The following is a 23,954-nucleotide window of genomic DNA, read 5'->3' on the forward strand; positions in this document are numbered from 1 at the left end:
ACGACTTATACGCCCTTAGGCGTACCAATGCTGCTGCCGGATTGGCGCAGCGTCCCGCCTAAGGGACGATTTTCCAGAAAATATAAGTAAACCCCGGATTTTGTGCCTTGCGCACATCTTTCAGCAGCATAAGAGTGAAGTCATGCATAAGAACCCGTCACAAAAATATCGCCCTTTTCCGCAGATAGACCTGCCCAACCGGCAATGGCCATCGCGCACCATAGACAAGGCACCACGCTGGCTGTCCACCGACCTGCGCGACGGCAACCAGGCTCTGATCGACCCGATGGATGCGCAGAAGAAACAGCGCTTTTTCGATCTGCTGGTCAAGATCGGGATCAAGGAGATTGAAGTCGGCTTCCCGTCCGCCGGTGCCACCGATTTCGATTTCATCAGCGGTCTCGTCAAATCCGGCAAGATTCCGGATGATGTCATGGTGCAGGTACTGACGCAGTCGCGCCGTGACCTGATTGAAACCAGCTTTGCCAGCCTCGAGGGTGCGCGGGCAGCTATTGTCCATCTTTACAATGCAGTATCCCCAGCCTGGCGCGATGTCGTGTTCCGGCTCGACAAGCAGGGCGTCAAGGATATCGCCCGCGAAGGCGCAACCATATTGCGTGAGCAAGCCGAGAAATATCCCGATACCGACTGGCATTTCGAATATTCGCCGGAGACTTTCTCGACAGCCGAACTGGATTTCAGCCTGGAAGTCGTGGAAGCGGTGATGGAAATCATCGAGCCAACCGCTGAGAAGCCTCTGATCCTCAACCTGCCCGCTACGATCGAAGCGGCGACCCCCAATATATACGCCGATCAGGTCGAGTGGATGTGCAACAATATCAGCAAGCGCGATCATGTCGTGATCAGCCTGCACACCCATAATGACCGTGGCTCGGGCATTGCCGCATCCGAACTGGGCCTGATGGCCGGTGCGGACCGGGTCGAAGGCTGCCTGTTCGGTAATGGCGAGCGCACCGGCAACGTTGATCTGGTGACATTGGGTCTGAATCTCTACACCCAAGGCGTTGATCCGGAATTGGATTTCTCCAATATGGATGAAATCGTCAAGACCGTGGAATATTGCAATCAGTTACCGGTTCCGGCGCGCCATCCTTATGCCGGCGAACTGGTCTTTACCGCTTTCTCCGGATCGCATCAGGATGCAATCAAGAAAGGCTTTACCGCCCAGGAACAGCGGAATGACGAACTGTGGAACGTGCCCTATCTGCCAATTGATCCCCGCGATCTTGGCCGTGACTATGAAGCCGTTATCCGGGTCAACAGCCAGTCCGGTAAAGGCGGGATTGCCTGGATATTGGAACAGGACCACGGACTCAAACTTCCCAAGCGGCTGCAGGCCAATTTCAGCCAGACGGTGCAGGAACTGGCCGATCAGACGAGCCGCGAATTGTCGTCGGATGATATCTGGGACGCATTCCGGAAACGCTATCACATTGACGGCAGCGGCAAATATAACCTGATCGACTATGACGAGCGGGCAACCGGTGGCGAGCGCATTTTTGTCGGCAAGGTCAGAGGGCCCGATGGCGAAATTTCGGTGAGCGGTCGCGGAAATGGTCTTATTTCCAGCGTAGTTGACGCCGTTTCCTCAGCTCTTGGTGTAAATCTCGAGATCGTTGACTATAGCGAACATGCGCTGGGTTCCGGCAAGGATGCGCAGGCAGCAGCCTATATTCAGTGCAAAACGGAGGACGGCAAAGAATTCTACGGGGTCGGTATCAACAGCGATGTTGCCACCGCGTCCGTCGAGGCATTGCTCAGCGCGGTGAACCGTATTTAAGCAGTCGGTTAAGAAAACAGTAGAATATGCCGCCGCATCGGGTAATGCGGTGGCATAATTTTTCAAATCGGGGTTTTCATGACTTTACCAGCTATTTTTGACAATCTTCGCCTGCCGCTCATCGGCTCACCCTTGTTCATCGTGTCGGGGCCGGAACTGGTCATCGCCCAGTGCAAGGCCGGTATCGTCGGCAGCTTCCCTGCCCTCAATGCCCGTCCGCAGTCGATGCTCGACGAATGGCTCCATCAGATTACCGAAGAACTGGCGGCGTGGAACCGGGATAATCCGGACAAGCCTGCGGCTCCTTTCGCCGTCAACCAGATCGTCCACAAGTCCAACGACCGGCTCGATCAGGACATGGCGACCTGCGCAAAATGGAAAGTACCGATCGTCATCACCTCGCTCGGAGCGATCGAAGATCTGAACACGGCCGTAAAAGGCTGGGGTGGCATCACCCTGCACGACATCATCAACAACCGCTTCGCCCATAAAGCGATCGAAAAGGGCGCGACCGGACTTATTCCGGTAGCGGCCGGCGCTGGCGGCCATGCCGGCACGCTGTCCCCGTTCGCCTTGATGCAGGAAATCCGCGAGTGGTTTGACGGCCCCGTCGCTCTGTCCGGTTCTATCGGCAACGGCGCATCGATACTGGCAGCGCAAGCGATGGGCGCGGATCTTGGCTATGCCGGTTCGGCTTTCATTGCGACCAAGGAAGCCAATGCCGATCAGGGCTATAAGGAAGGCATTGTCGAAGGCAAAGCATCCGACATCGTCTATTCCGACCTGTTCACCGGCGTGAAGGGCAATTATCTGCGCAAGTCGATCGAGCAGGCGGGTCTGGATCCCGACAACCTGCCTCAGGGCGACTATAAGACCATGGACTTCGGATCCGGTGGCAATACCGAGAAAAAGGCGTGGAAAGACATCTGGGGCTGCGGCCAGGGCATTGGCCTGATCAACGACGTGATGAGCGTCCAAGACATGGTCGACCAGTTCACCGCCGAATATCGCGCTGCCCGCGAAAGCCTGAAAGAGCGGTTTAACTACTGAACGCCGTCTGGCACCAAATGCGGTGACAATGGCTTCGGTCTGAAAGGATATCATTCCTGATGCAACAGCCATTGATCACCAACAGATTCGTCGAACGCTTCAATCTATCGACCCCGATTGCCCTGGCCCCGATGGCCTTGGCGACCGGAGGTAACCTGGCTGCCGCATGCGCGCGTGCCGGAGCGCTCAGCCTGGTCGGCGGTGGCTATGGCGATCTTGTCTGGACAAGGCGCGAATATCGCGATGCGATCAGCCTGCTTGACGGCAACCCGCAGGATCTCTCGCGACTGGGTTGCGGCTTTATCTCGTGGAAACTCGCGGAAGATCGAAGCGCCTTTGACTGGTTGCTGGACCAGCAGCATAAACCGGCAGCCGTCATGCTGTCATTTGGTGATCCGACGCCCTTTGCCAATATATTATCCGATCATAAAATCCCCGTCATTTGCCAAATCCAGACAATGGCGCAACTGCCGCAAGCGGTGGACGCCGGCGCAAATGTGATTGTCGCGCAAGGCACCGAGGCGGGCGGTCACGGCGTGAACGAACTCGACGGCCGCAGCACGTTCACCTTCGTCCCCGAAATCGCTGACTGGCTCGCGAAACATTCTCCACAGACAATATTGCTCGCCGCCGGCGGGATTGCCGATGGTCGCGGCCTCGCTGCAGCGATGATGCTAGGTGCTGACGGAGCGCTGATCGGATCAAGATTATGGGCAACCACGCAATCTCTGGCCGCAACAAGCGCAAAGAATGTGGCTCTTCAGGCCGGAGGAGATGACACCGCCAGAACCAGTATTTTCGACATTTTGAGAGGTAAAAACTGGCCGGAGCAATTCGACTTTCGGGCGATCAGAAATATATTGCACAGGAAATGGGAAGGCCGGATCGACGAACTGCGCTCCGACCCTGCGGCAGCAATCGAAGATTATACCAGCGGTGTCCGTCAGGAAGATTACGACAGAGCCCATATAACCGTTGGTCAGGATGTCGGCCTGATCAACGACATATCATCGGCGGAAGAGGTGCTTGACGATATCAACCAGCAGGCAGCACGCTTGTTGAACGGTGGAAACACCGAAAAATAGCCACGAGGATACTGGCCTGACGTCGACAGCGCGTTGCCTATCGAGATCCGGTTTCTGCAGCGGGTAACGATGCCGCAATGCTGAATATCGGATTGTCCGCACCGATGGCAAAACGCCCGCCAACCAGACCGACAAAGAGCAGCAATATCAGCAGCCAGATCAGGAATATGCCGCTGGTGATTCGCCAGTTTCTCGGTGGCAGTCCCTGCACCAGAAACGTCACAATCCCGGCCACGTTGATGCAGACAAGGTTGGTTGCCAGCAAGAACAGCGCCCTGAAACCGAGTATTTCCTGCCCGCTGCCAAAGAATAATCCGGCTGCGGCAATCGGCGGGACCAGCGCCACCGCTATCATGACGCCGACAAGCGAGAGCGAGGCTCCCTGACTGAATGCCAAGACCCCCGCGGCACCGCAGGCCAGAGCCAAAGCGATATCGGCGGGGTGAACAATCGTGCGGTTCCGCAGTTCCGGCACCAGCGGATCGACGTCGATGACCATGCCGAGCAGGAAGGTGAAGGCCAGAGCCGAAAATATCCCGACGACAAGCGTGCTCAACGCTCGCCGGCCAAGCGAACGATCCCCGAGAGTGGCTGCCATTGCCAGCGCCATGGTTGGACCGAGGAGCGGCGCGATGATCATCGCGCCGATGACCACGGCGGTCTGGCCACTGCGCATCCCCAAAGCCGCGATCAGCGCCGACAGGATCACCGTCAGCAGATAATTGGGGCGCAGTTCGAGACTGGCCTCGATATCGTCATAAAGCTCGTTGGTGCTGATCCGGTCGCGGGTGAAGAATATTTCCAGCTTGCTCGGCGGTTTGCTCTCGCCGGACGGGGACGGCGCTATTTCCTCCAGTTCCGGAATTTCGGGCAAGACCGCCTCGACCTGGAGGACAAGAACCGAAAATCCTGCAATATTTTTGAAATTCCGGTCAAGCTCGGCGATCAACGACTCGATCGACCGGCTGGCCACCACGCAGGAAAATTTTTCGAGGCCGTCGGGCACGGGTTCCTGCCAGAATCGGCTACAATGTCTGGCAATAATCTCTTTGGTCCGCGGCACTTCTGCGTCGGGTACGAGTATTTCAACCAGCCTTGCAGACATATCCGGTTCCTTCCGCTTACGAGACGAATTTCACGCCCGACCAGGTCAGTCCGGCCATCCGCAATTCACCATCGTTTCAGCGCCGAAATCCTACATTTCCCCGCGTTCGCGCCGTATCGCAAACCATTTTTCGACATTGGCATTATGCTCTTTCAGCGTGTCGGCAAAGATATGCCCGCCCTTGCCGTCCGCGACAAAATAGAGCGCGCTGGTCTTCGCCGGATTCAGAACCGCCTCGATCGACGCGCGCCCCGGGTTTGCAATGGGACCTTTCGGCAAGCCCACCATCGCATAAGTATTATAGTCATTAACCTGGGCGATTTCCGATTGCCTGATGCGCCGGCCCAGCGGTTTCCCCTTGGTGATCGGATAAATAATCGTCGGATCGGCCTGCAGCATCATATTTTTCAGGACACGGTTGCCATAAACACCCGCTACCGTTCGCCGTTCCCGGGCTAGCGCCGTCTCTTTCTCCACGATTGCGGCAAGGATGACCGCTTCTTCCGGAGTTTTTACGACGCTGGCTTTTGTCCGCTTCGGCCAGAGTTCGGCAAGCGTTTCCTTCATCGCATCTTGCATCCGCTGCAATACCGCAGAGCGTTGCTCACCCCGTTCAAAGCTGTAGCTGTCGGGCAGGATAGAGCCTTCTGCGGGAACCGGAATATCACCCTTGAGCAATTTTTCGGCCATCAATTTTTCGTAGACTATGATCGACGGCGTTCCTTCGGGAACCGTGATCAGCCGTTGCACCGATTTGCCGCCTTGCAGAATATCCAGCACCAGCGCGTTGCTCGCGCCCGCCGGGATTTCGAATTCTCCGGCCTTGATCGGCTCCGATCCACCAAGAATCTTTGCCCGGTTCAGGAATGTATCGGCGGACTTGATGACGCCTTCCGATTCCATGACTTTTGCGGCCATGGCCAGACTGGAACCCGACTGGATGACAATCGTGCGCTGCTCTTCCAGCGGACCGCTACTGTTCCAGCCATAGAGAAAATTGCCCGCCAGCAGGACTGCAATGATCGCCGCTGCCGCCAGTATCAGGCAACCGAGACGACGCATCTTACTAGATGGCCTTCATGATGATGCTGGCATTGGTTCCGCCAAAACCGAAGCTGTTGCTGAGCACAGCCTTCACTTTGCGCTTCTTGGCAAAATGCGGCACCAGATCCACGCCTTCACAACCTTCATCCGGATCGTCCAGATTCAGCGTGGGTGGCACAATCTGGTCGCGCAGAGCAAGAATGCTGAAGATACCTTCAACCGCACCGGCGCCGCCGAGAAGATGGCCAATCGCCGATTTGGTCGAGCTCATCGACATTGTTTTGAGGTCATCACCGAACAGGCGCTTGATCGCCGCCAGCTCGATCGTGTCGGCCATCGTCGATGTGCCATGTGCGTTGACATAGTCGATGTCAGCCGTGGTCAGGCCCGAGCGTTTAATCGCCATTTCCATCGAGCGGAAAGCTCCGGTGCCACCAGGATGCGGTGCGGTCACATGATATGCGTCGCCGGACATGCCATAGCCGACAACTTCGCAATAGATTTTCGCGCCACGGGCCTTGGCATGTTCATATTCTTCCAGAACGACGACACCTGCGCCCTCGCCCATCACGAAACCGTCGCGGTCCTTGTCATACGGACGCGATGCTGCCGTCGGGTCGTCATTGCGTTTGGTGGATAGCGCCTTTGCCTGGGCAAAGCCGGCGATACCAATCGGACAGATGGTCGCTTCCGCGCCACCGGCCAACATCACGTCGGCATCATCAAGTGCAATCATGCGAGCCGCGTCGCCAATGCTATGCGCGCCGGTCGAGCAAGCGGTCACAACCGCATGATTGGGTCCCATCAGGCCATATTTGATCGAAACCTGGCCAGAAATGAGATTGATAAGGCGTCCGTGGACAAAATGCGGGCTGACCCGGCTTGGTCCGCGTTCGTATAAAACGATCGATTCTTTTTCAATTCCCGGCAATCCGCCGATTCCGGAGCCGATCGAACAACCGGCGCGCAGCCGTTCTTCTTCGGGCATATCGGTAAGGCCGGCATCTTCGAGCGCCTGGCCGGCGGCATCGATACCGTAGATGATGAACGGGTCAACCTGACGCTGAACCTTGTGGTCGACGCGCAGGTTGGGATCGAAGCCATATTCATGGTCCGCGGGTTTTACTTCGCAGGCGATATGACATTTCTGGTCCGATGCATCGAAGCGGGTGATTTTTCCCGCGCCTGACTTGGAAGCCAATATATTGGCCCAGGTCGTTTCAACATCTCCGCCCAGCGGCGTTACCAGGCCCATTCCCGTTACAACTACACGGCGCATATCATGCCTCTCCTTGCGGGCTTTCCCTGCCCTAAATCAAAAACGGCCACCGGTTCAGGATATTCCTCCCGGGCCGGTGAGCCGCTTTGCTGTTTTTCAGCGATCATTGGCCCCGAGGCGCGCCAGTTTTCGTGGCAGCGCCTCAAAATCAATTAGCCTTTGTTTTTGTCGATAAAATCGATGGCGTCTTTGACGGTACCGATTTTTTCAGCCGCATCGTCTGGAATTTCGACGCTGAATTCTTCTTCAAAAGCCATGACCAGTTCAACAATGTCGAGGCTGTCAGCGCCCAGATCATCGATGAACGCCGCTTCTTCGGTTACTTTGTCAGCTTCAACACCCAGATGCTCAACAACAATCTTTTTAACCCGGTCTGCAGTCTCACTCATGAGAGTTCCTTCTTAGTTTTATTAATTTCGCGTTTGTCCTACTGGCATGCTGCGCCGCTTGCAAGAGGGCAACAGCAGCTTTGTGACACGAGTGAATTTATTGGCGCAATTCCCCGTTCCGAAAATCATCCTCGATGATCCGAAGCGCGCCCCGCCACTCAAAATAATTATAGACCCATTCGCGCATTTCCAAATGTTCTGGATAGCCTGCGGCGGTCAGATCCTTATCCATCTTTCCGGACTGAAAGACCTCTTCCAGCATTCGCCGTCCGGTCTCACTGACATTATCCACATAATATTGATCCAGAAACGGCTTGAAATCACCGAGATTCTGAATTCTGTCGATCAACCCTTCTTCGAGCGCGCCTCCGTCCATCACCGAAAGCCGGAAAGCGTTCCGCGCTTGAATGTCGGACCACCCGTGCTCGGCCTGACAGGCCTCAGCGAGAATCCGCTCGCTTTCAAAGGCGTCTGTCTCTTTGCCCGCACGAACCATTGCATAATGGCCCCGCGCCCGATCAGCCGGGATTTGGCTGCTTATGCAGTCCAATCCTTCAATCGTCAGCAGACCCTGAGTCGGCATCGCGGCTTGCGGGTTTGCAGCCGTCACCAAAAGCAGAATGGCGGATAACATCCCGATCTGGCCCTAGCCGAGCATAGCCATGCCGCCATTCACATGGATGGTCTGACCGGTGACATAAGAGGCTTCCTGACTGGCCAAATAGACCACCGCAGCGCTGATATCGTCGCCTTTACCCATTTTTCCTGCGGGAATCTTGCGGTTGATCTCGTCTTTCTGGGCATCGGTCAGCGCATCGGTCATTGGTGATTCAATGAATCCCGGCGCGACACAGTTGACCGTGATATTGCGGGAGGCCAGTTCCTGGGCCAAGGCCTTGGACATGCCGACGAGACCGGCTTTGGACGCAACATAATTGGCCTGTCCTGGATTGCCAGTCGCGCCGACGACCGAGCTGATCGAGATAATCCGGCCATGGCGCGCCTTCATCATCGGGCGAGCAGCGGCGCGGATCAGGCGAAAGGCCGACTCCAGATTGACGCGGATCACGTCGGAAAAATCTTCGTCCGACATGCGCATCACGAGTCCGTCGCGGGTGATTCCCGCATTGTTGACCAATATGTCGAGCTTGCCGAGCTTTGCCACCGTGTCCGGTACCAACGCATCGACTTCTTCCGCTTTCGAAAGATCGCAAGGCATGACGATATGGCCTTCACCGGCCATTTGCGGGATCATCTCCATCAGCACGTGCATGCGCGTTCCGGAAAGCGCGACTGTCGCGCCTTGTTCAGCCAAGGATTTGGCGATCGCAGAACCGATCCCTCCCGATGCTCCGGTCACCAGCGCGGTCATTCCGCTTAAATCAAACATTCCCAATTCCTTCAAAATTCCGGCCGTTCGAGACCGGACGATATTGCTGTTACAGACTTTTCAGAAACGCCTCGATATCATCCATTGATATAAGGCTGACGGTTTGCGCGTCGGGAGTAATGCGTCCGACCATCCCGGTCAGGACCTTGCCGCCAAATTCGACAAATTGCTCGACGCCGGCTTCTGCCATATTGCCAACCGATTCGCGCCAGCGCACGGTCCCGGTTACTTGCTGGACCAGCAGATCACGGATTTCGTCGACGTCGGAAACCGCGGCTGCAGTGACATTGGCAAAAACCGGAACTATCGGCGAGAATATGCTCGCTTCTGCGAGCGCCTCTTCCATCGCTTCGGCCGCAGGCTGCATCAGCGAACAGTGGAAAGGTGCCGACACCGGCAGCAATATGCCGCGCTTGATGCCATGGTCCTTTGCCGCCGCAATCGCCCGCTCGATCGCGCCAATCTGTCCCGAAATCACAACCTGGGTCGGGTCATTGTCGTTGGCAACCGTGCAAATTTCACCTTGTGAAGATGCGTTTGCCAATGCTGACGCCTTTTTGATATCGGCGCCGAGCAAGGCCGCCATGCCGCCCTCACCTACCGGCACAGCCTTCTGCATCGACTGGCCGCGCAATTTCAGCAGACCCGCTGTCGTCGTCAGGTCAAGAGATCCGGCAGCGCAAAGCGCGGTATATTCGCCAAGACTGTGACCGGCGACATAAGAGCATAGATCGCCGAGCGATTTGCCGCCGTCTTTCTCCATGACCCGCAACGTTGCGATGGCATTGGCCATAATCGCCGGCTGCGCATTTTCCGTCAACGTCAGCTCGTCCAAAGGCCCGTCACACATCAGCTTGAACAGACTTTGTTCCAGCGCATGATCGACTTCCTCGAACACTTCCCGGGCGGTACTACTCGCCTCGGCAAGCGCTTTGCCCATTCCTACGGCCTGGCTACCCTGACCCGGAAAAATAAATGCACGCATATCGACCCCTTGGTTCTCAAATATATTTGGAGGAATTAAGCATGATTGGCTGGTCATGCAAGCACCGCGCATGTCTGAAGCGCATCGGACGAAACCATTTGCGCAATTTTAATCGCCTGATTAAGCCGTCTCTATGACCGATGAACTATTTGAAGAAAAGCTGGAAGCTTATTGCAAAGCCACATTTGGTGCAGAGGGTGAATTCAGCGAATTGCGGCGACTTTCCGGCGGTGCGAGCATGGAAAGCTGGGCATTTGCATATGGTGGCGAAGAATTCGTCCTGCGTCGCCTGCCCACCGGCCTTTCCGCTGATGACGACGGATTACGCGGCGTACCGCTTTCCGCCCAGGCCGATATCATCGAACTGGCCTGTTCTGCCGGCGTGACGGCCCCGCAGGTTCGCGGCAGGCTAAAACCGGAGCACGGACTGGGAGAAGGCTTCATCATGGCCAAGGCGGAAGGAGAAACCCTGCCGCACAAAATATTGGGTAATCCCGAGTTTGCCGAAGCCGAAGCAAGTCTGACAGAACAATGCGCCAGAGAACTGGCAGCCATACACAAGGTTCCGCTGGCTTCCCTGCCCGCCTCACTGGAATATTTCTCGCCCGCCGAACTGATCCGCGTCCAGAAGGATAAATATGACGAGATTGGGGGCCAGATACCGATCTACGAATATGTTTTCCACTGGCTGGAACAAAATGCGCCGGACGCATCCGACAAATATCTGGTGCACGGTGATTTCCGGATGGGCAATTTGATGATCGCCCAAGAGGGTCTTTCTGCGGTGCTCGACTGGGAACTGGCCCGGATCGGCGATCCGGTGCAGGACCTTGCCTATCTTTGCACACCAAGCTGGCGATTCGGACATTATGAGAAGGCCGCGGGCGGATTCGACAGCGCGACATCCTTCTTGCGCGCCTATGCCGCCGCCAGCGGCGCAGAAGTGGACCCGGACCGTTTCCGTTTCTGGCTGATCTATTCCACGCTCTGGTGGGGCATCGCCTGCATGGTGATGGGCCAAATCTGGCGCAGTCATGGCGACCGCTCGCTTGAGCGCACGGTGATCGGCCGGCGCGTGTCCGAGGTAGAGATCGATCTTGCCTTGTTGTTCGAAGAAATTTTACCGGACAATATTTGCACCCCGCTCGACTGGTCAACGCCCGATCCGGAACCGGCTTCTGGTGAAACCGGCTATGACGAGCTTCTGACGGCTCTGGGCGAATGGAACATGGAGCAGGTCCAGCCCGGACTGCAGGGGCATGACAAATTCCAGTCCCGCGTCGCCGGCAATGCCCTCGGCATCGCGCAGCGGCAGACGGAATGGGGTCCCGGCTTCAGGGACGCCGCTAACGCGAGACTCGCCGCTATCGGTTATGATCATCGACAGCTTTGCAGCGGACTTTCAGAAGGTGAAATCGAAATTACCGGTTCGGGGGTCTGGGACCATCTGCGCCTGTCCGCCCTTGAACGACTGTCTATCGACCAACCCAAATATGCCGGCCTGAAGGTCGCGCTTAACAAATGGAGACCATCATGACCGCTTTCGAAATCCCGCAGGAAATTGAAGACTATCTCGGCGTGCTGGATGCTTTCATCGAGGCCGAAATCAAGCCGCTTGAACAGCGCGATGACAATATTCGCTTCTTCGACCACCGGCGCGAAGATGCGCGGACCAATTGGGAAAATCAGGGCCTGCCGACCGAGGACTGGGAAGCATTGCTGGTCGAGATGCGTAAGATCGCCGATGCGGCGGGCCATTATCGCTATGCCTTGCCGGAGGAATTTGGCGGCCAGAACGGCACTAATCTTGGCATGGCACGGATCCGGGAGCATCTGGCGCATAAAGGACTCGGCCTGCACAATGACTTGCAGAACGAGAATAGTATCGTCGGCAATCTCGTACAGCCGCTGATGCTCCGCGACTTTGGTACCGAGCAGCAAAAACGCGATTATATCCCGGAAATGCTGGCCGGCAAAATGGGCTGGTGCTTTGGTCTGACCGAAGAAGATCACGGCTCGGACGCGACATGGATGGACACGACCGCTGTCCGGGAAACCCGCGACGGAGTCGACGGCTGGCTGATCAACGGCAACAAGATGTGGACCACCGGCCTGCACAAGGCGTCCCACGTGATGACCTTCGCCCGGCACAGCGGCAAAGACGGTGACGCCAGAGGTATCGGCTGCTTCATCGTGCCCGTTGATGCCGAGGGCTTCAAGGTCGGCGAATATATGTGGACATTCAACATGCCCACCGATCATCCGAAATGCTCCTACACCAATGTCTGGATTCCCGCCGACGCGGTGCTCGGCGATCTCGATATGGGTCTCGCCTGCGCCCAGCATTTTGTCCACGAGAACAGGATTCGCCAGGCAGCCTCTTCGCTGGGTGCCGCCCAATATTGCATCGATGAATCGGTAAAATATGCCGGAGAACGCAAACCGTTCGGCAAGCCTTTGTCGGTCAATCAGGGCATCCAGTTCCCGCTGGTCGAATTGCATACCGAGGCAGCGATGCTGCGCCAGTTGATCTACGCGACAGCGGCGAAGATGGACACCATGCCAAAGACCGACGTCGCCAAATATCTCTCGGCCCAGGTCAGCATGTGCAACTATCGCGCAAACCGCCTGTGCTGCGACGCCGCCGACCGCGCGATGCAGGTCCACGGCGGCATGGGCTATTCCCGCCACAAACCGTTCGAGCATATCTACCGGCATCACCGCCGCTACCGGATCACCGAAGGCGCGGAAGAAATCCAGATGCGCAAGATCGGTGGTGACATGTTCGGCTTCCTGAACAGGAAGAAATAGCAATTCTGGGTTGCATCGCTACGCTGATCGTTCAATATTCAAGCGAAGAATATCGAAAAAACAGGTAGTTCGGACGATGCAGGAACAGTTGATTGATCGTATTTATGAATGTTCCGTGGTGCCGGAGCTCTGGCCTGATGTTCTGGATGAACTGGCGCAGATAACCGATTCGATCGGCGGCATGCTGTTTTCCGCCCGCAAAGCGGTAAACTGGACGGCTTCGGAAAGTGTGTTCGATGCGTTTGACACCTATGTCAAAGACGGCTGGTTCGAAAAATGTCCCCGGCGGACTTGCATGATAGGCAAATCCCAACCGACATTTTTTGTCGAGCAGGATTTCTGGAACGAGGAAGAACTGGCCAATAATCCCTTTTACCGGGATTTCTTTCACCCGCGCGGTCTCGGCTGGTCGGCGGGAACGCTTCTGCAAATGCCGACCGGAGACAATATTGTCTTCAGCATTGAACGTCAGCTCGACCAGGGACCGATCGAGCGCAATCACGTCGACCGGCTGAACGAACTGCGTCCGCATCTGTTGCGCAGCGCCTTTGTATCGACCAGACTCGGCCTGCAACGTGCGCAAGGCGCTAGCGAAACCCTTTCAAAATTCGGCCTGCCCGCTCTGGTTCTCGACGCCGAGGGCAAATTTGTCGAAGCCAATGACCGGGCCCAATCCGTTGCCGACTATGTGAAATTCAACGAACCGGGTCGCCGCGTGGCTTTTTCGGATCGGCATTCGGACGCCTTTTTAGCCAGCGCCTTGAAAACATTGAACGTCGTTGCCTCGACCGACAGCCTTTCCTTCCCTATCCGCAATCAGGATGGCAATGCGGTTTTCGTCGGCCATGTCATGCCCATTACGCTGGCGGCCCACGATATTTTTGCCAATAGCTACGCGCTCCTATTCTTCACACCGCTTGACCAGACGCGGGCGCCGTCGACCGATCTGATGCGAAGCTTGTTCGATATGACCGTGGCTGAAACCCGCATCGCCAAAGGTCTGGTTAAGGGCCGGACATTGGCGGAAATTGCGGAAGACGGCGGCGTGTCGATCACGACCGTACGATCGCAACTGAGCAGCATCCTCGAAAAGACCGGCTGTGGCCGTCAGGCCGAACTGGTCGGACTGCTTGCCAATATCGCACTCGGTCAAAGCGACGAGAAACCGGACAGCTAGGCGACCCGCGCAAGCGTGAACCGACGCGACCAACGCGGCTGCGGCTTTCTAAAGACCATGAATATTCCCGGCTATCATTCATTTGAATGATGAACCGTCTTTTATCCCCACGCATAAACAATCTCACGGCTCCTCGACGGGGGAGCCAAGTATTTCCGCTTGAAAAGCGGTTTATCTGCACAGGGAGCTAGAATATCATGACCAAGTCACAATTTATCTCGACATCAGCCATCGCCTTTGCCGCCATGATCGCTTTCGGCGCGTCGGCGCAGGCGGCAAAGCAAGCAGCGGTTGAGCTGACACATTGCGATGCAAGCTATGGCACGATTGCGGTGGTCGAGGGCGATACACAGGGCTGGAGCAAATTCGAACTGGGCAGCCCGCGCGAACTGGTGACAGCCATTGCGCAGCAATCCGGCTGTTTCGAGGTCCATAGCGCAGCAAGCGCGACGCCTGCAGACTTCCTCGTCAATGTCATCGCCGGTGACAAGGAAGAGGTCGATCAGGGCGTTCAGGCGGCAAAAGGCCTTGCGACAGATGCCTTCGTCCGCTCCGGCGCAGCTGGACAGATGCTGGGCAGTGTACCGGGAGCAGGCGCGCTTATGGGCATGTTTGGCGGATTGGGCGGCAAGAAAAAAGTCGTTGCCGCAGGCATTCGCGTTGTCAGCCCCGCCAACGGCCAGACGCTGGTTGCCGGAACCGGCGAGGTCAAAAAATCGACCCTGTCGTTTGCCAGCGGCACCCCTTGGGTGGCTGGCGCCAACACGGCGGGCTATGCGGACTCCAAAGATGGCAAAATGCTGACCGAGGCGTTCATCATCGCCTATAATAGCGTCGTGTCCCAGGCCGGCGCGCTATCGGCCGTCCAGACGGCGGCTCCTGTGGCCGAGCCAAGCGCTATATATACCGTTGCGATCGATACGAACCTGTACGCCAGCGCGAACAAAAGCGCCGACAAGGTCCGCGCATTACGCGCCGATACCGAATTGACACCGACCGGCAGCAAAGCCGGCCTGTTTGTCGAGGTCAGCGACAATTACGGTACGAAAGGATGGGTTTCGGTGGAAGACTTGCGATAATAGCGACCCGATCGCAAGACTAGCATCGTCTGGAAGGGCGCTTTCCGAACGGAGAGCGCCCTTTTTAATCTATATAATCAACCCTATCGTCGATTCTGGTAAAAGGCGGCATTTCCCGCTATGACGACCGGATGATTTCGTGCCAGTGACACCCCTTGCAATCCCCAATCAATTCCGCCATAGGCGCCGCTTCCGCGTGAACCGGCCTGTCCGACTCATCTGGGAAAAAGAAGAAAGCCGGAGGGGCGTTCGCATGGTGCGGCGTCAGCGATCGGCGGTAAATGAAGGAATGATTGCATGCCAATGTATGAGCATGTCTTCCTTGCGCGACAGGATCTGAGCCAGTCTCAGGTTGATGCTCTTGCGCAGGAAGCCACCAAAATTGTTGAATCCAACGAAGGCAAGGTCGTTTTGACCGAAACCTGGGGCCTGCGTACGCTCGCCTACAAGATCCAGAAGAACCGCAAGGCACATTATGTCATGCTGCGTCTCGACGCTCCCGGCAGCGTTGTCCTGGAACTCGAACGCCAGACCCGGATCAACGAAGATGTTATCCGTTTCCTGACCATCCGCGTCGACGAGCATGAAGAAGGCCCGTCCGTGATGATGCGTAAACCCGACCGCGATCGCAAGCCGCGTCGCGATTTCGACAACAATTAAGCCAGAGAAGGAGTTAAAACATGGGACGTCCATTTTTCCGTCGCCGCAAAAGCTGCCCCTTTTCCGGCAAAAACGCACAACCAATCGACTATAAAGACGTGAAGACGCTGCAGGGATTCATTTCCGAACGCGGCAAGATCGTACCAAGTCGTATCACCGCAGTTTCAGCCAAGAAGCAGCGCGAGCTTTCCAAAGCTATCAAACGCGCTCGCCACATTGGCCTCCTGCCTTACCTCGTGAAATAGGAGCGAAACAATGGATATTATTTTGCTTGAACGCGTAGAGAAACTCGGCAGCATTGGCGACATCGTCACCGTCAAAAACGGCTATGCCCGCAATTTTCTGCTGCCTAACAAGAAGGCCCTTCGCGCCAATGCGGCGAACAAAAAGGTCTTCGAAGCCAATCGCCAGCAGATCGAAGCCGACAATGAAACGAAGCGCAAGGAAGCCGAAGCGGCATCCGGTAGCATCGATGGCAAGCAGATCGTATTGATCCGTGCATCGTCCGCCAGCGGACAGCTATACGGCTCTGTGTCGGTTCGCGACATTATCGAAGCGCTGAATGCTGACGGCAAGGGCACCGTGGTAGAAAAGAGCATGGTCATTCTGGAAAAACCGATCAAGACCCTCGGTGTTTTCGATGTCCGCGTTCGCCTCCACCCGGAAGTCAATGTCAACATTCAGGCCAATGTCGCCCGTTCTAACGACGAAGCTGACATGCAAAAAGACGGCGTCGACGTGATCGCTCAAATGTTTGAAGATGATCAGGCCGAGCTGGCTGCTGCAGCGCTTTCACCCGAAAGCGAAGACGAGGGTGAAGAAGCCGTCGAAGCATCTGCCGAAGCTGAAGCGGCTCCCGAAGCCACGGAAGCTGAAGAACAGGACGATACCGCAACCAAGGAATAGTCCTTTCCAAACCAGTTATGGGAAGCCCGGGTCAGGAACGTCGCAAGACGGTTCACCAGACCCGGGCTTTTTCTTTGGCAGTTGCGTTGGCCTCGGGACTGGCAAATCAGCCTAAGCGTTACACCCGCCTAACAGGCATAGCTATGCCGCAGGACAGCCGAGCTGCCTGCAGACGATACAATCTAATCTGATACGACGACGAATGCGCTGAGCAGCGTTTCCGCTCAATAGCCCATCAGGCTCATGACTTCCTCGCGGCTGCGCGCATCTTCCAGGAAGCAACCCAGCAAACGACTGGTGGTCATCGATACACCTGGTGTGCGTACGCCGCGCGCGGTCATGCAGCTGTGACTGGCTTCGATCACGACCGCGACACCATCGGGTTTGAGATTTTCCCAGATACATTCGGCGACTTCCGCCGTCAGCCTTTCCTGCACTTGCAGGCGGCGCGCAAATCCATGAAGCACGCGAGCGAGCTTGGAGATGCCGACAACCTTGTCGGTCGGCATATAGGCGATACTCGCCTTGCCGATAATCGGCGCCATATGATGTTCGCAATGGGAGTGGAATGGTATGTCTTTTAGCAGCACGAGCTCGTCATAGCCGCCAACCTCTTCAAAGGTCCGCGCCAGGTGCATGGCGGGGTTTTCCGCATAGCCTTCGCAATATTCCTTCCAGGCCCGCGCCACGCGCTTTGGCGTGTCGATCAGCCCTTCACGCTCGGGATCTTCACCCGACCAGCGGAGCAGCGTCCGGACCGCTTCCTGCACCTCCTCCGGTACCGGCATTTTCTGAGCTTCGCGCTCTGCAAGAGCGTCTTCGATAGAAAGGGAATGGTTGGCCAAATCAGGTCCTTCGGTTCATCAGATGCAATGCCGACGAACTACGCCAGCAGCGACCCATGCGCAAGTGCACCTTGGGCCATGGTCTGACAAAAAAGGATGGTGGTGCGCCCAGAGAGATTCGAACTCCCGACCCCTTGATTCGTAGTCAAGTACTCTATCCAGCTGAGCTATGGGCGCTAACCAGACGGTGCAGATAGGGGGTGAATTCCCTGCTGGCAACCCATAATTTGCGTTGCCGGCCCTACAATCAAAACAATCTTGCCTCGTTCGCACTCGCCGCCGGATACGGAGGCCTGAATGAGGCAAAATTGTCGTGCCGCCTGCACTCCGCATCCCCGTGCGGAGTGCGTGATTCTATTTGTTCCGCAGCGCCGCCTGTGCCGCTGCCAGACGTGCAATCGGCACGCGATATGGCGATGCGCTGACATAATCGAGACCGGTTTTCTCGCAGAAGGCGATCGAAGCCGGATCACCGCCATGTTCGCCGCAGATGCCGAGTTTGATATTCGGACGGGCTGCCCTGCCCCGTTCAGCGGCGATTTCAATAAGTTGTCCGACGCCTTCGATATCGAGACTGACAAACGGATCGCGCGGAAAGATGCCCTTGTCGACATATTGGGTCAGGAAACGCCCAGCATCGTCGCGGGAGACGCCCAAAGTGGTCTGCGTCAGGTCGTTGGTGCCAAAGCTGAAAAATTCACCATGCTCGGCAATCGCGCCGGCCATCAAGGCAGCGCGCGGCAGTTCGATCATCGTGCCGACAAGATATTCGATCTCGCGGCCCTTTTCAGCGAAGACTTCCTTCGCCATGCGGTTGACCACATCCTTCATCAATTCCAGCTCGCGCGCGGTGGCGACGAGCGGGATCATGACTTCAGGAATGGGCGCTTCGCCGCTAGCTTCTGCGACTTCACAAGCGGCTTCGAAGATCGCCCGTGCCTGCATTTCGTAGATTTCGGGATAAGTGACGCCAAGACGGCAGCCACGGTGGCCCAGCATGGGGTTGAATTCATGCAGTTCATTGGCCCGCTGTTTCAGCGTTTCGACGCCGACATTGGCGGCTTTCGCGACTTCTTCAAACTCCGACTGGTGATGCGGCAGGAATTCGTGGAGCGGCGGATCAAGCAGGCGGATGGTTACCGGCAGGCCGACCATGACTTCGAAAATCTGGCGAAAATCATTGCGTTGTTCCGGCAGCAGTTTTGCCAGAGCAACCCGGCGACCCTCTTCGTCCGGCGCCAGGATCATCTGGCGAACCGAGGTAATACGGTTAGCGTCGAAGAACATATGCTCGGTCCGGCACAGGCCGATGCCCTCGGCACCGAAATCGCGCGCGACCTGGCAATCGAGCGGGGTTTCCGCATTGGTGCGGACGCCAAGGCGGCGGACCTTATCGGCCCAGACCATCAAGACGCCAAAATCACCGACCAGCTCGGGCTGGATCGTATCGACTCGGCCGGCCATGACCTGACCGTTGCTGCCGTCGATGGTCAGCATATCGCCTTCTTTAAGCTCGCGGTCGCCGACTTTCATGACCTTGGTTTCATTGTTGATCGAAACCGTGCCAGCGCCGGAAACACAAGGCCTTCCCATGCCTCTGGCAACAACAGCCGCATGTGACGTCATGCCGCCACGCGCCGTCAAGATACCCTTGGCGGCATGCATGCCGTGAATATCTTCGGGCGAGGTTTCGACCCGGACGAGGATGACGTCATCACCCATTTCGGTGCGCCGTTCGGCGGTGTCGCTGTCAAAAACGATGAAGCCGCTGGCAGCACCGGGAGACGCCGGCAGGCCGGTCGTCAGCACATCGCGCTCGGCTTCGGGATCGAGCGTCGGGTGAAGCAACTGGTCGAGCGCCATCGGATCGACGCGCAAGACCGCCTCTTCCTCGGTGATCAGGCCATCATGCGCCATATCCACGGCGATTTTCAGTGCCGCCTTGGCGGTACGCTTGCCCGAGCGGGTCTGCAGCATCCACAGTTTTCCGCGCTCTACGGTAAATTCGATATCCTGCATGTCGCGATAATGGCGTTCGAGCAGATCGAAGACGGTCGTCAGTTCTTTATAAGTCTCCGGCATCGCCTCTTCCATCGACAGCGGCTTGGCATTGGCCTGTTCGCGCGCGGCTTTGGAGAGATATTGCGGGGTGCGGATGCCGGCGACGACATCCTCGCCCTGTGCGTTGATCAGCCATTCGCCATAATAAGCGCTGTCGCCGGTCGACGGGTTACGGGTGAAGGCAACGCCGGTGGCGCTGGTCTCGCCCATATTGCCGAAGACCATCGCCTGGACGTTGACCGCGGTGCCCCATTCGGAGGGAATGTCGTTGAGACGGCGGTAGACTTTTGCCCGGTCCGCCTGCCAGCTGCCGAATACGGCGCTGACCGCGCCCCAGAGCTGATCATTGACGTCCTGCGGGAAAGGCTTGCCCCATTGTTTCTCGACCAGCGCTTTATATTCGCTGACCAGAGCCTTCCAATGTTTAGACTCCATCTCGGTATCGGTGAAAAAGCCATTGTCTTCTTTGGCAATTTCAAGAGCCTCTTCAAAGGATCCGTGGTCGAGTTCCAGAACCACATCGGAATACATCTGGATGAAACGACGGTAGCTGTCCCAGGCAAAACGCTCGTCACCGGAGGTCTTGGCCAGACCTTCTACGGTTTCGTCATTGAGGCCGAGGTTGAGGACCGTATCCATCATGCCGGGCATCGAGGCACGGGCGCCGGAACGCACCGAGACCAGCAGCGGATCGGCAGCGTTACCGAATTTCTTGCCGGTGACGGATTCGATATGGGTCACGCCCTGCGCGACTTCTACGCGGACGCTGTCCGGATATTGACCGCCCTCGGCATAATAACGCGTACACATTTCGGTGGAGATCGTGAAACCCGGGGGCACTGGCAGACCGATATTGGCCATTTCCGCTAGATTGGCACCCTTGCCGCCAAGCAGGTTGCGAGCTTCTGTGGAATCACCGGGTGCGCCATCTGCGTCCATGCCGCCACCGAAACGATATACATATTGGGTCATTCTTGCTTTCAACTCCATATGTTAGCCCCACCTCTTCGGAGGAAGGGTCGGGGTGATGCCGTGCCGTAAAATCCGGAAAGTGCCATCGAGCCCCTTTCCGCATATTTCACCCCTGGATCCCCTCGCTTGAAAGAGAGGGTTTTGTTGGTCAGGTTCCTTATCGAAAAAACCCGCCGTCAAACTTTACAAACTTTACACTGTTATGAATCAAATATCGTCTAGCCCTCGATCTTCGAAAAATCAGCAACCTGGTGGACGGCGTTACGAAAGCGCGCGAGCAGGGCAAGCCGGGCTTCGCGCTTCGTTTCGTCATCGTCGTTCACGGTCACATCCTCGAAAAACTGGTCAATCGGTCCGCGCAGTGCCGCCAGCGCGGTCATCGCTGTTTCAAACTGTTCTGCCTCGATCGCAGCGGTCACTTCCGGCTGCGCCGCATCGAGCGCATCGATCAGCGCCTTTTCCGCTTTTTCGGGCGTGTAGGAAAGGGATTCTGCATTTTGCTCGTCAGACGAACGATCACCGGCTTCCTTCTTCAAAATATTCGAAGCCCGTTTGTAACCGGCGAGCAGGTTCACGCCATCCGTAGTTTCCACAAATGCCTGCAGGGCCTTCACCCGGGCGAGCAAGCGCACCAGATCATCTTCACCGCCCAGCGCGAACACCGCGTCGATCAGGTCATGACGGACGCCAGCTTCGCGTTGCTGGACTTTCAGGCGGTCGATTACGAGCAAAACTGACTCAGTTGACGGGTCTCCTACAAAATCTTCTCGGATATCCAGACTGCGCATTGCCTCATGGATCATGCCAAAGGATGTATGAAACACCGTACGAAGACTCAACCGGATGTCGTTCTTCAAAATTAGTCGCAGAATACTGATTGCAGCTCGACGCAAGGCAAAAGGATCTTTCGATCCGGTAGGTGCGAGGCCATGGTATAGAAAGCCTGAGATCGTATCCAGCTTATCCGCCAGACTCACCCAAACCGTCACCGGATCGGTAGGCACATCGTCGCCCTGCCCGACCGGCTTGTAATGATCTCTGATTGCGTGTGAGACTTCTACCGGAAGTCCTTCTTTCTCTGCATAATAGCCGCCCATCAAGCCTTGCAGCTCGGGGAACTCGCCGACCATTTCGGTGACGAGATCAGCTTTGCAGAGACGTGCAGCCAGTTGAGTCTGTTCTGGGTTGGCACGGAGTAACCCAGTCCCTTCTAAAGACGCCAACCACTCAGCCAACTTGACTACACGCTCTACCTTGTCGGCAACCGTTCCCAATTTCTCGTGGAACACAATGTTGCTCAATTTCTTCGCATGATCCTCCAACTTGGTCTTCTGGTCAAGTTCCCAGAAGAATTTGGCGTCGGAGAGCCGCGCGGCGAGGACTTTTTCATTCCCCGCTGTAATTGCCTTGCCGCCATCGCTGGCGTCGATATTCGCCGTGCAGACAAAATTCGGGGCCAAGGCACCGTTTTTGTCGCGGCAGATGAAATATTTCTGGTTCACCCGGGCGGTCAACTGGATCACCTCTTCGGGGACATCGAGAAACGCGGGATCGAACGACCCGAGCAACGGCACCGGCCATTCGGTCAGGCCGGCATTCTCGATCACCAGGCCTTCGTCATCGACCAGATCCAGTCCGGCATTGGCTGCCGCCTTGGCAGCACCATCGCGGATGATGTTCTGGCGCTCTTCATGATCGACCAGAACATGGCAGGCGCGGAGCTTTTCAACATAGTCACCGGCGTTTCCGATGGTGATCATGCCCTTATGATGAAACCTGTGTCCGACAGTATCATAGCCTGACGTCATGCCGTCAATTTCGCACGCGACCAGATCATCGCCCAATATCGCGACGATACCGCTCAGCGGCCGTACCCAGCGCAGACTTTCGGTTGACGCACTGGCGTCACCCCAGCGCATCGCCTTCGGCCACGGAAAGGCTTTGATGATCGCGGGAATGGCTTCTGCCAGAACATCCTTGGTATCGCGGCCCGGCTTGTTGATCACTGCAAAATAGGTCGGGCGTCCCTTGACGTCACGCACTTCGAGCTGGTCGCGGGTGACGTCATTCTTGCGGCAGAAACCGTCTACAGCCTGATCGGGCGCCGCTTCGGGCGGGCCCTTGGCTTCCTCGCTGACCGCTTCGGTCTGCGCGGGCAGGTCCTTGGCGATGAGGGCAAGTCGTCTTGGCGTCGAATAGACCCTGATCACGCCGGCTTTAAGGCCTGCTGCGGACATCTGTTCGGTGAACAGGCGTTCGAGGTCGACGCGCGCCTTCGCCTGCATGCGGGCGGGAATTTCTTCGGAAAGCAGTTCGAGGAGGAAATCAGCCATTACGCGGCCCACCCGTTCTTTTCCATATGCGCTTCACAGCTGCCCTTTGCGAGATCGCGGACGCGGCCCATGTAGCTGGCGCGTTCCTGGACGCTGATCACGCCGCGCGCCTGCAGCAGGTTGAACACGTGGCTCGCCTTGATTGCCTGCTCATAGGCCGGAACCGGGAGCTTTGCTTCGAGGCAATTTTCGCATTCGCCGACCGCCTTGTTGAACAGGTCGAACAGGGTCTCGGTATTGGCGACTTCGAAATTCCATTCCGACATCTGCTTCTCATTATCCAGGAAGATATCGCCGTAACTCACTCCGTTACCATTGAAATCCAGATCATAGACGCTGTCGACATTCTGGATATACATGGCCAGCCGTTCTAGCCCGTAGGTCAGTTCGCCGGCGACGGGCTTGCAATCAAAGCCGCCCATTTGCTGGAAATAGGTGAATTGCGTGACTTCCATACCATCGCACCAGACTTCCCAGCCGAGTCCCCAGGCACCGAGTGTCGGGCTTTCCCAGTCATCCTCGACAAAGCGGATGTCGTGCAGCATCGGATCGATGCCGATCGCGACGAGGCTGTCGAGATAGAGCTGCTGGATGTCCGGCGGCGATGGTTTTAGCACCACCTGATATTGGTAATAATGCTGCAGCCGGTTCGGATTTTCGCCATAGCGGCCATCGGTCGGACGGCGGCAGGCCTGCACAAAAGCGGCATTCCACGGATCAGGCCCTAAAGCGCGCAGGGTTGTTGCGGGATGGAAGGTCCCCGCGCCCATTTCCATGTCATAGGGCTGCAATATCACGCATCCCTTGTCGCTCCAGTAATTGTGGAGCTTCAGGATGATCTGCTGGAAGCTGAGAGGCCTCGTATCGGACAATTTCAGGGCTTTCTTCGCGAGTGCAATATTTACGCGCTGCTTTGGCGAAGGAGGGCACTAGGGTCAAGGGAGGAATGGCCGGACTGCTACCTTATTCGTCATGCGAAACT

Annotated in this window: 21 protein-coding genes and 1 tRNA gene; 10 read left to right on the forward strand and 12 right to left on the reverse strand. The window is 56.7% G+C overall.

Annotated elements, in window-relative coordinates; translation table 11 throughout:
• Nucleotides 1-142 precede the first annotated feature (142 nt).
• The 3 genes from leuA to AAC060_RS07730 all read left to right on the forward strand — a co-directional run bounded on the left by leuA (nt 143) and on the right by AAC060_RS07730 (nt 3,936).
• The gene (gene leuA, locus AAC060_RS07720; RefSeq protein WP_339824562.1) at nt 143-1,801 is read left to right on the forward strand and encodes a 2-isopropylmalate synthase; all 1,659 of its coding nucleotides are present in this window, start codon (nt 143-145) and stop codon (nt 1,799-1,801) included.
• Between the two features lie 78 nt (nt 1,802-1,879).
• A complete protein-coding gene (locus tag AAC060_RS07725) occupies nt 1,880-2,851 on the forward strand; it encodes a nitronate monooxygenase family protein (RefSeq protein ID WP_339824564.1) in 972 nt (323 codons plus the stop codon).
• Between the two features lie 59 nt (nt 2,852-2,910).
• The gene (locus tag AAC060_RS07730; protein WP_339824567.1) at nt 2,911-3,936 is read left to right on the forward strand and encodes a nitronate monooxygenase; all 1,026 of its coding nucleotides are present in this window, start codon (nt 2,911-2,913) and stop codon (nt 3,934-3,936) included.
• Between the two features lie 37 nt (nt 3,937-3,973).
• Here AAC060_RS07730 and AAC060_RS07735 read toward each other — a convergent pair whose 3' ends face one another.
• The 7 genes from AAC060_RS07735 to fabD form a co-directional block, all read right to left on the reverse strand.
• Nucleotides 3,974-5,041, reverse strand: coding sequence for a TIGR00341 family protein (locus AAC060_RS07735; protein ID WP_339824569.1), 1,068 nt, complete (start codon nt 5,039-5,041; stop codon nt 3,974-3,976).
• 90 nt (nt 5,042-5,131) lie between these two features.
• A complete protein-coding gene (gene mltG / locus AAC060_RS07740; RefSeq protein ID WP_339824572.1) occupies nt 5,132-6,103 on the reverse strand; it encodes an endolytic transglycosylase MltG in 972 nt (323 codons plus the stop codon).
• Between the two features lie 4 nt (nt 6,104-6,107).
• Nucleotides 6,108-7,364, reverse strand: a complete 1,257-nt coding sequence (fabF, locus tag AAC060_RS07745; protein ID WP_339824575.1) for a beta-ketoacyl-ACP synthase II — start codon at nt 7,362-7,364, stop codon at nt 6,108-6,110.
• 152 nt (nt 7,365-7,516) lie between these two features.
• A complete protein-coding gene (locus tag AAC060_RS07750; protein ID WP_089132491.1) occupies nt 7,517-7,753 on the reverse strand; it encodes an acyl carrier protein in 237 nt (78 codons plus the stop codon).
• A 97-nt stretch (nt 7,754-7,850) separates the two neighbouring features.
• Nucleotides 7,851-8,387: a hypothetical protein gene (locus tag AAC060_RS07755; RefSeq protein ID WP_339824578.1), complete on the reverse strand. Its 537-nt coding sequence runs from the start codon at nt 8,385-8,387 to the stop codon at nt 7,851-7,853.
• A 12-nt stretch (nt 8,388-8,399) separates the two neighbouring features.
• Entirely contained in the window at nt 8,400-9,143 is a 744-nt protein-coding gene (gene fabG, locus AAC060_RS07760; RefSeq protein WP_339824581.1) for a 3-oxoacyl-[acyl-carrier-protein] reductase, read from the reverse strand.
• Between the two features lie 49 nt (nt 9,144-9,192).
• On the reverse strand, nt 9,193-10,128 hold the full coding sequence (fabD, locus tag AAC060_RS07765) for an ACP S-malonyltransferase (RefSeq protein WP_339824584.1): 936 nt from the start codon (nt 10,126-10,128) through the stop codon (nt 9,193-9,195).
• Nucleotides 10,129-10,261: 133 nt separating this feature from the next.
• Here fabD and AAC060_RS07770 point away from each other — a divergent pair, with 133 nt between their 5' ends.
• The 7 genes from AAC060_RS07770 (at nt 10,262) to rplI (ending at nt 16,761) form a co-directional block, all read left to right on the forward strand.
• The gene (locus AAC060_RS07770; protein WP_339824589.1) at nt 10,262-11,665 is read left to right on the forward strand and encodes a phosphotransferase family protein; all 1,404 of its coding nucleotides are present in this window, start codon (nt 10,262-10,264) and stop codon (nt 11,663-11,665) included.
• On the forward strand, nt 11,662-12,939 hold the full coding sequence (locus tag AAC060_RS07775; RefSeq protein ID WP_339824591.1) for an acyl-CoA dehydrogenase family protein: 1,278 nt from the start codon (nt 11,662-11,664) through the stop codon (nt 12,937-12,939). The genes AAC060_RS07770 and AAC060_RS07775 overlap by 4 nt, the downstream gene beginning before the upstream one ends.
• An 88-nt stretch (nt 12,940-13,027) precedes the next feature.
• Nucleotides 13,028-14,116, forward strand: coding sequence for a helix-turn-helix transcriptional regulator (locus AAC060_RS07780; RefSeq protein ID WP_339824592.1), 1,089 nt, complete (start codon nt 13,028-13,030; stop codon nt 14,114-14,116).
• Nucleotides 14,117-14,313: 197 nt separating this feature from the next.
• Complete coding sequence (locus AAC060_RS07785) at nt 14,314-15,195, forward strand: SH3 domain-containing protein (RefSeq protein WP_339824593.1); 882 nt, start codon at nt 14,314-14,316, stop codon at nt 15,193-15,195.
• A 297-nt stretch (nt 15,196-15,492) separates the two neighbouring features.
• The gene (rpsF, locus tag AAC060_RS07790) at nt 15,493-15,855 is read left to right on the forward strand and encodes a 30S ribosomal protein S6 (protein ID WP_339690437.1); all 363 of its coding nucleotides are present in this window, start codon (nt 15,493-15,495) and stop codon (nt 15,853-15,855) included.
• A gap of 20 nt (nt 15,856-15,875) precedes the next feature.
• Nucleotides 15,876-16,100, forward strand: a complete 225-nt coding sequence (gene rpsR / locus AAC060_RS07795) for a 30S ribosomal protein S18 (protein WP_176279215.1) — start codon at nt 15,876-15,878, stop codon at nt 16,098-16,100.
• A gap of 10 nt (nt 16,101-16,110) precedes the next feature.
• Nucleotides 16,111-16,761: a 50S ribosomal protein L9 gene (gene rplI / locus AAC060_RS07800; protein WP_339824595.1), complete on the forward strand. Its 651-nt coding sequence runs from the start codon at nt 16,111-16,113 to the stop codon at nt 16,759-16,761.
• 224 nt (nt 16,762-16,985) lie between these two features.
• Here rplI and folE read toward each other — a convergent pair whose 3' ends face one another.
• From folE to AAC060_RS07825, 5 genes are all read right to left on the reverse strand, one after another.
• A complete protein-coding gene (gene folE, locus AAC060_RS07805) occupies nt 16,986-17,549 on the reverse strand; it encodes a GTP cyclohydrolase I FolE (protein WP_339824747.1) in 564 nt (187 codons plus the stop codon).
• Between the two features lie 157 nt (nt 17,550-17,706).
• Nucleotides 17,707-17,783 (reverse strand) — tRNA-Arg (locus tag AAC060_RS07810).
• Between the two features lie 177 nt (nt 17,784-17,960).
• Nucleotides 17,961-20,639: a pyruvate, phosphate dikinase gene (ppdK, locus tag AAC060_RS07815; protein WP_339824597.1), complete on the reverse strand. Its 2,679-nt coding sequence runs from the start codon at nt 20,637-20,639 to the stop codon at nt 17,961-17,963.
• A gap of 218 nt (nt 20,640-20,857) precedes the next feature.
• Nucleotides 20,858-22,972 carry a glycine--tRNA ligase subunit beta gene (gene glyS, locus AAC060_RS07820; protein ID WP_339824599.1) on the reverse strand — a complete coding sequence of 705 codons (2,115 nt, stop codon included), beginning with the start codon at nt 22,970-22,972 and terminating at the stop codon, nt 20,858-20,860.
• Nucleotides 22,972-23,844 (reverse strand): glycine--tRNA ligase subunit alpha, encoded by an 873-nt coding sequence (locus tag AAC060_RS07825; protein ID WP_339824601.1) that lies wholly within the window; start codon nt 23,842-23,844, stop codon nt 22,972-22,974. Before AAC060_RS07825 ends, glyS begins: the two co-directional genes overlap by 1 nt.
• Nucleotides 23,845-23,954: the final 110 nt, after the last annotated feature.

It is taken from the genome of uncultured Parasphingorhabdus sp. (assembly GCF_963975555.1).
Classification (GTDB): Bacteria; Pseudomonadota; Alphaproteobacteria; order Sphingomonadales; family Sphingomonadaceae; genus Parasphingorhabdus.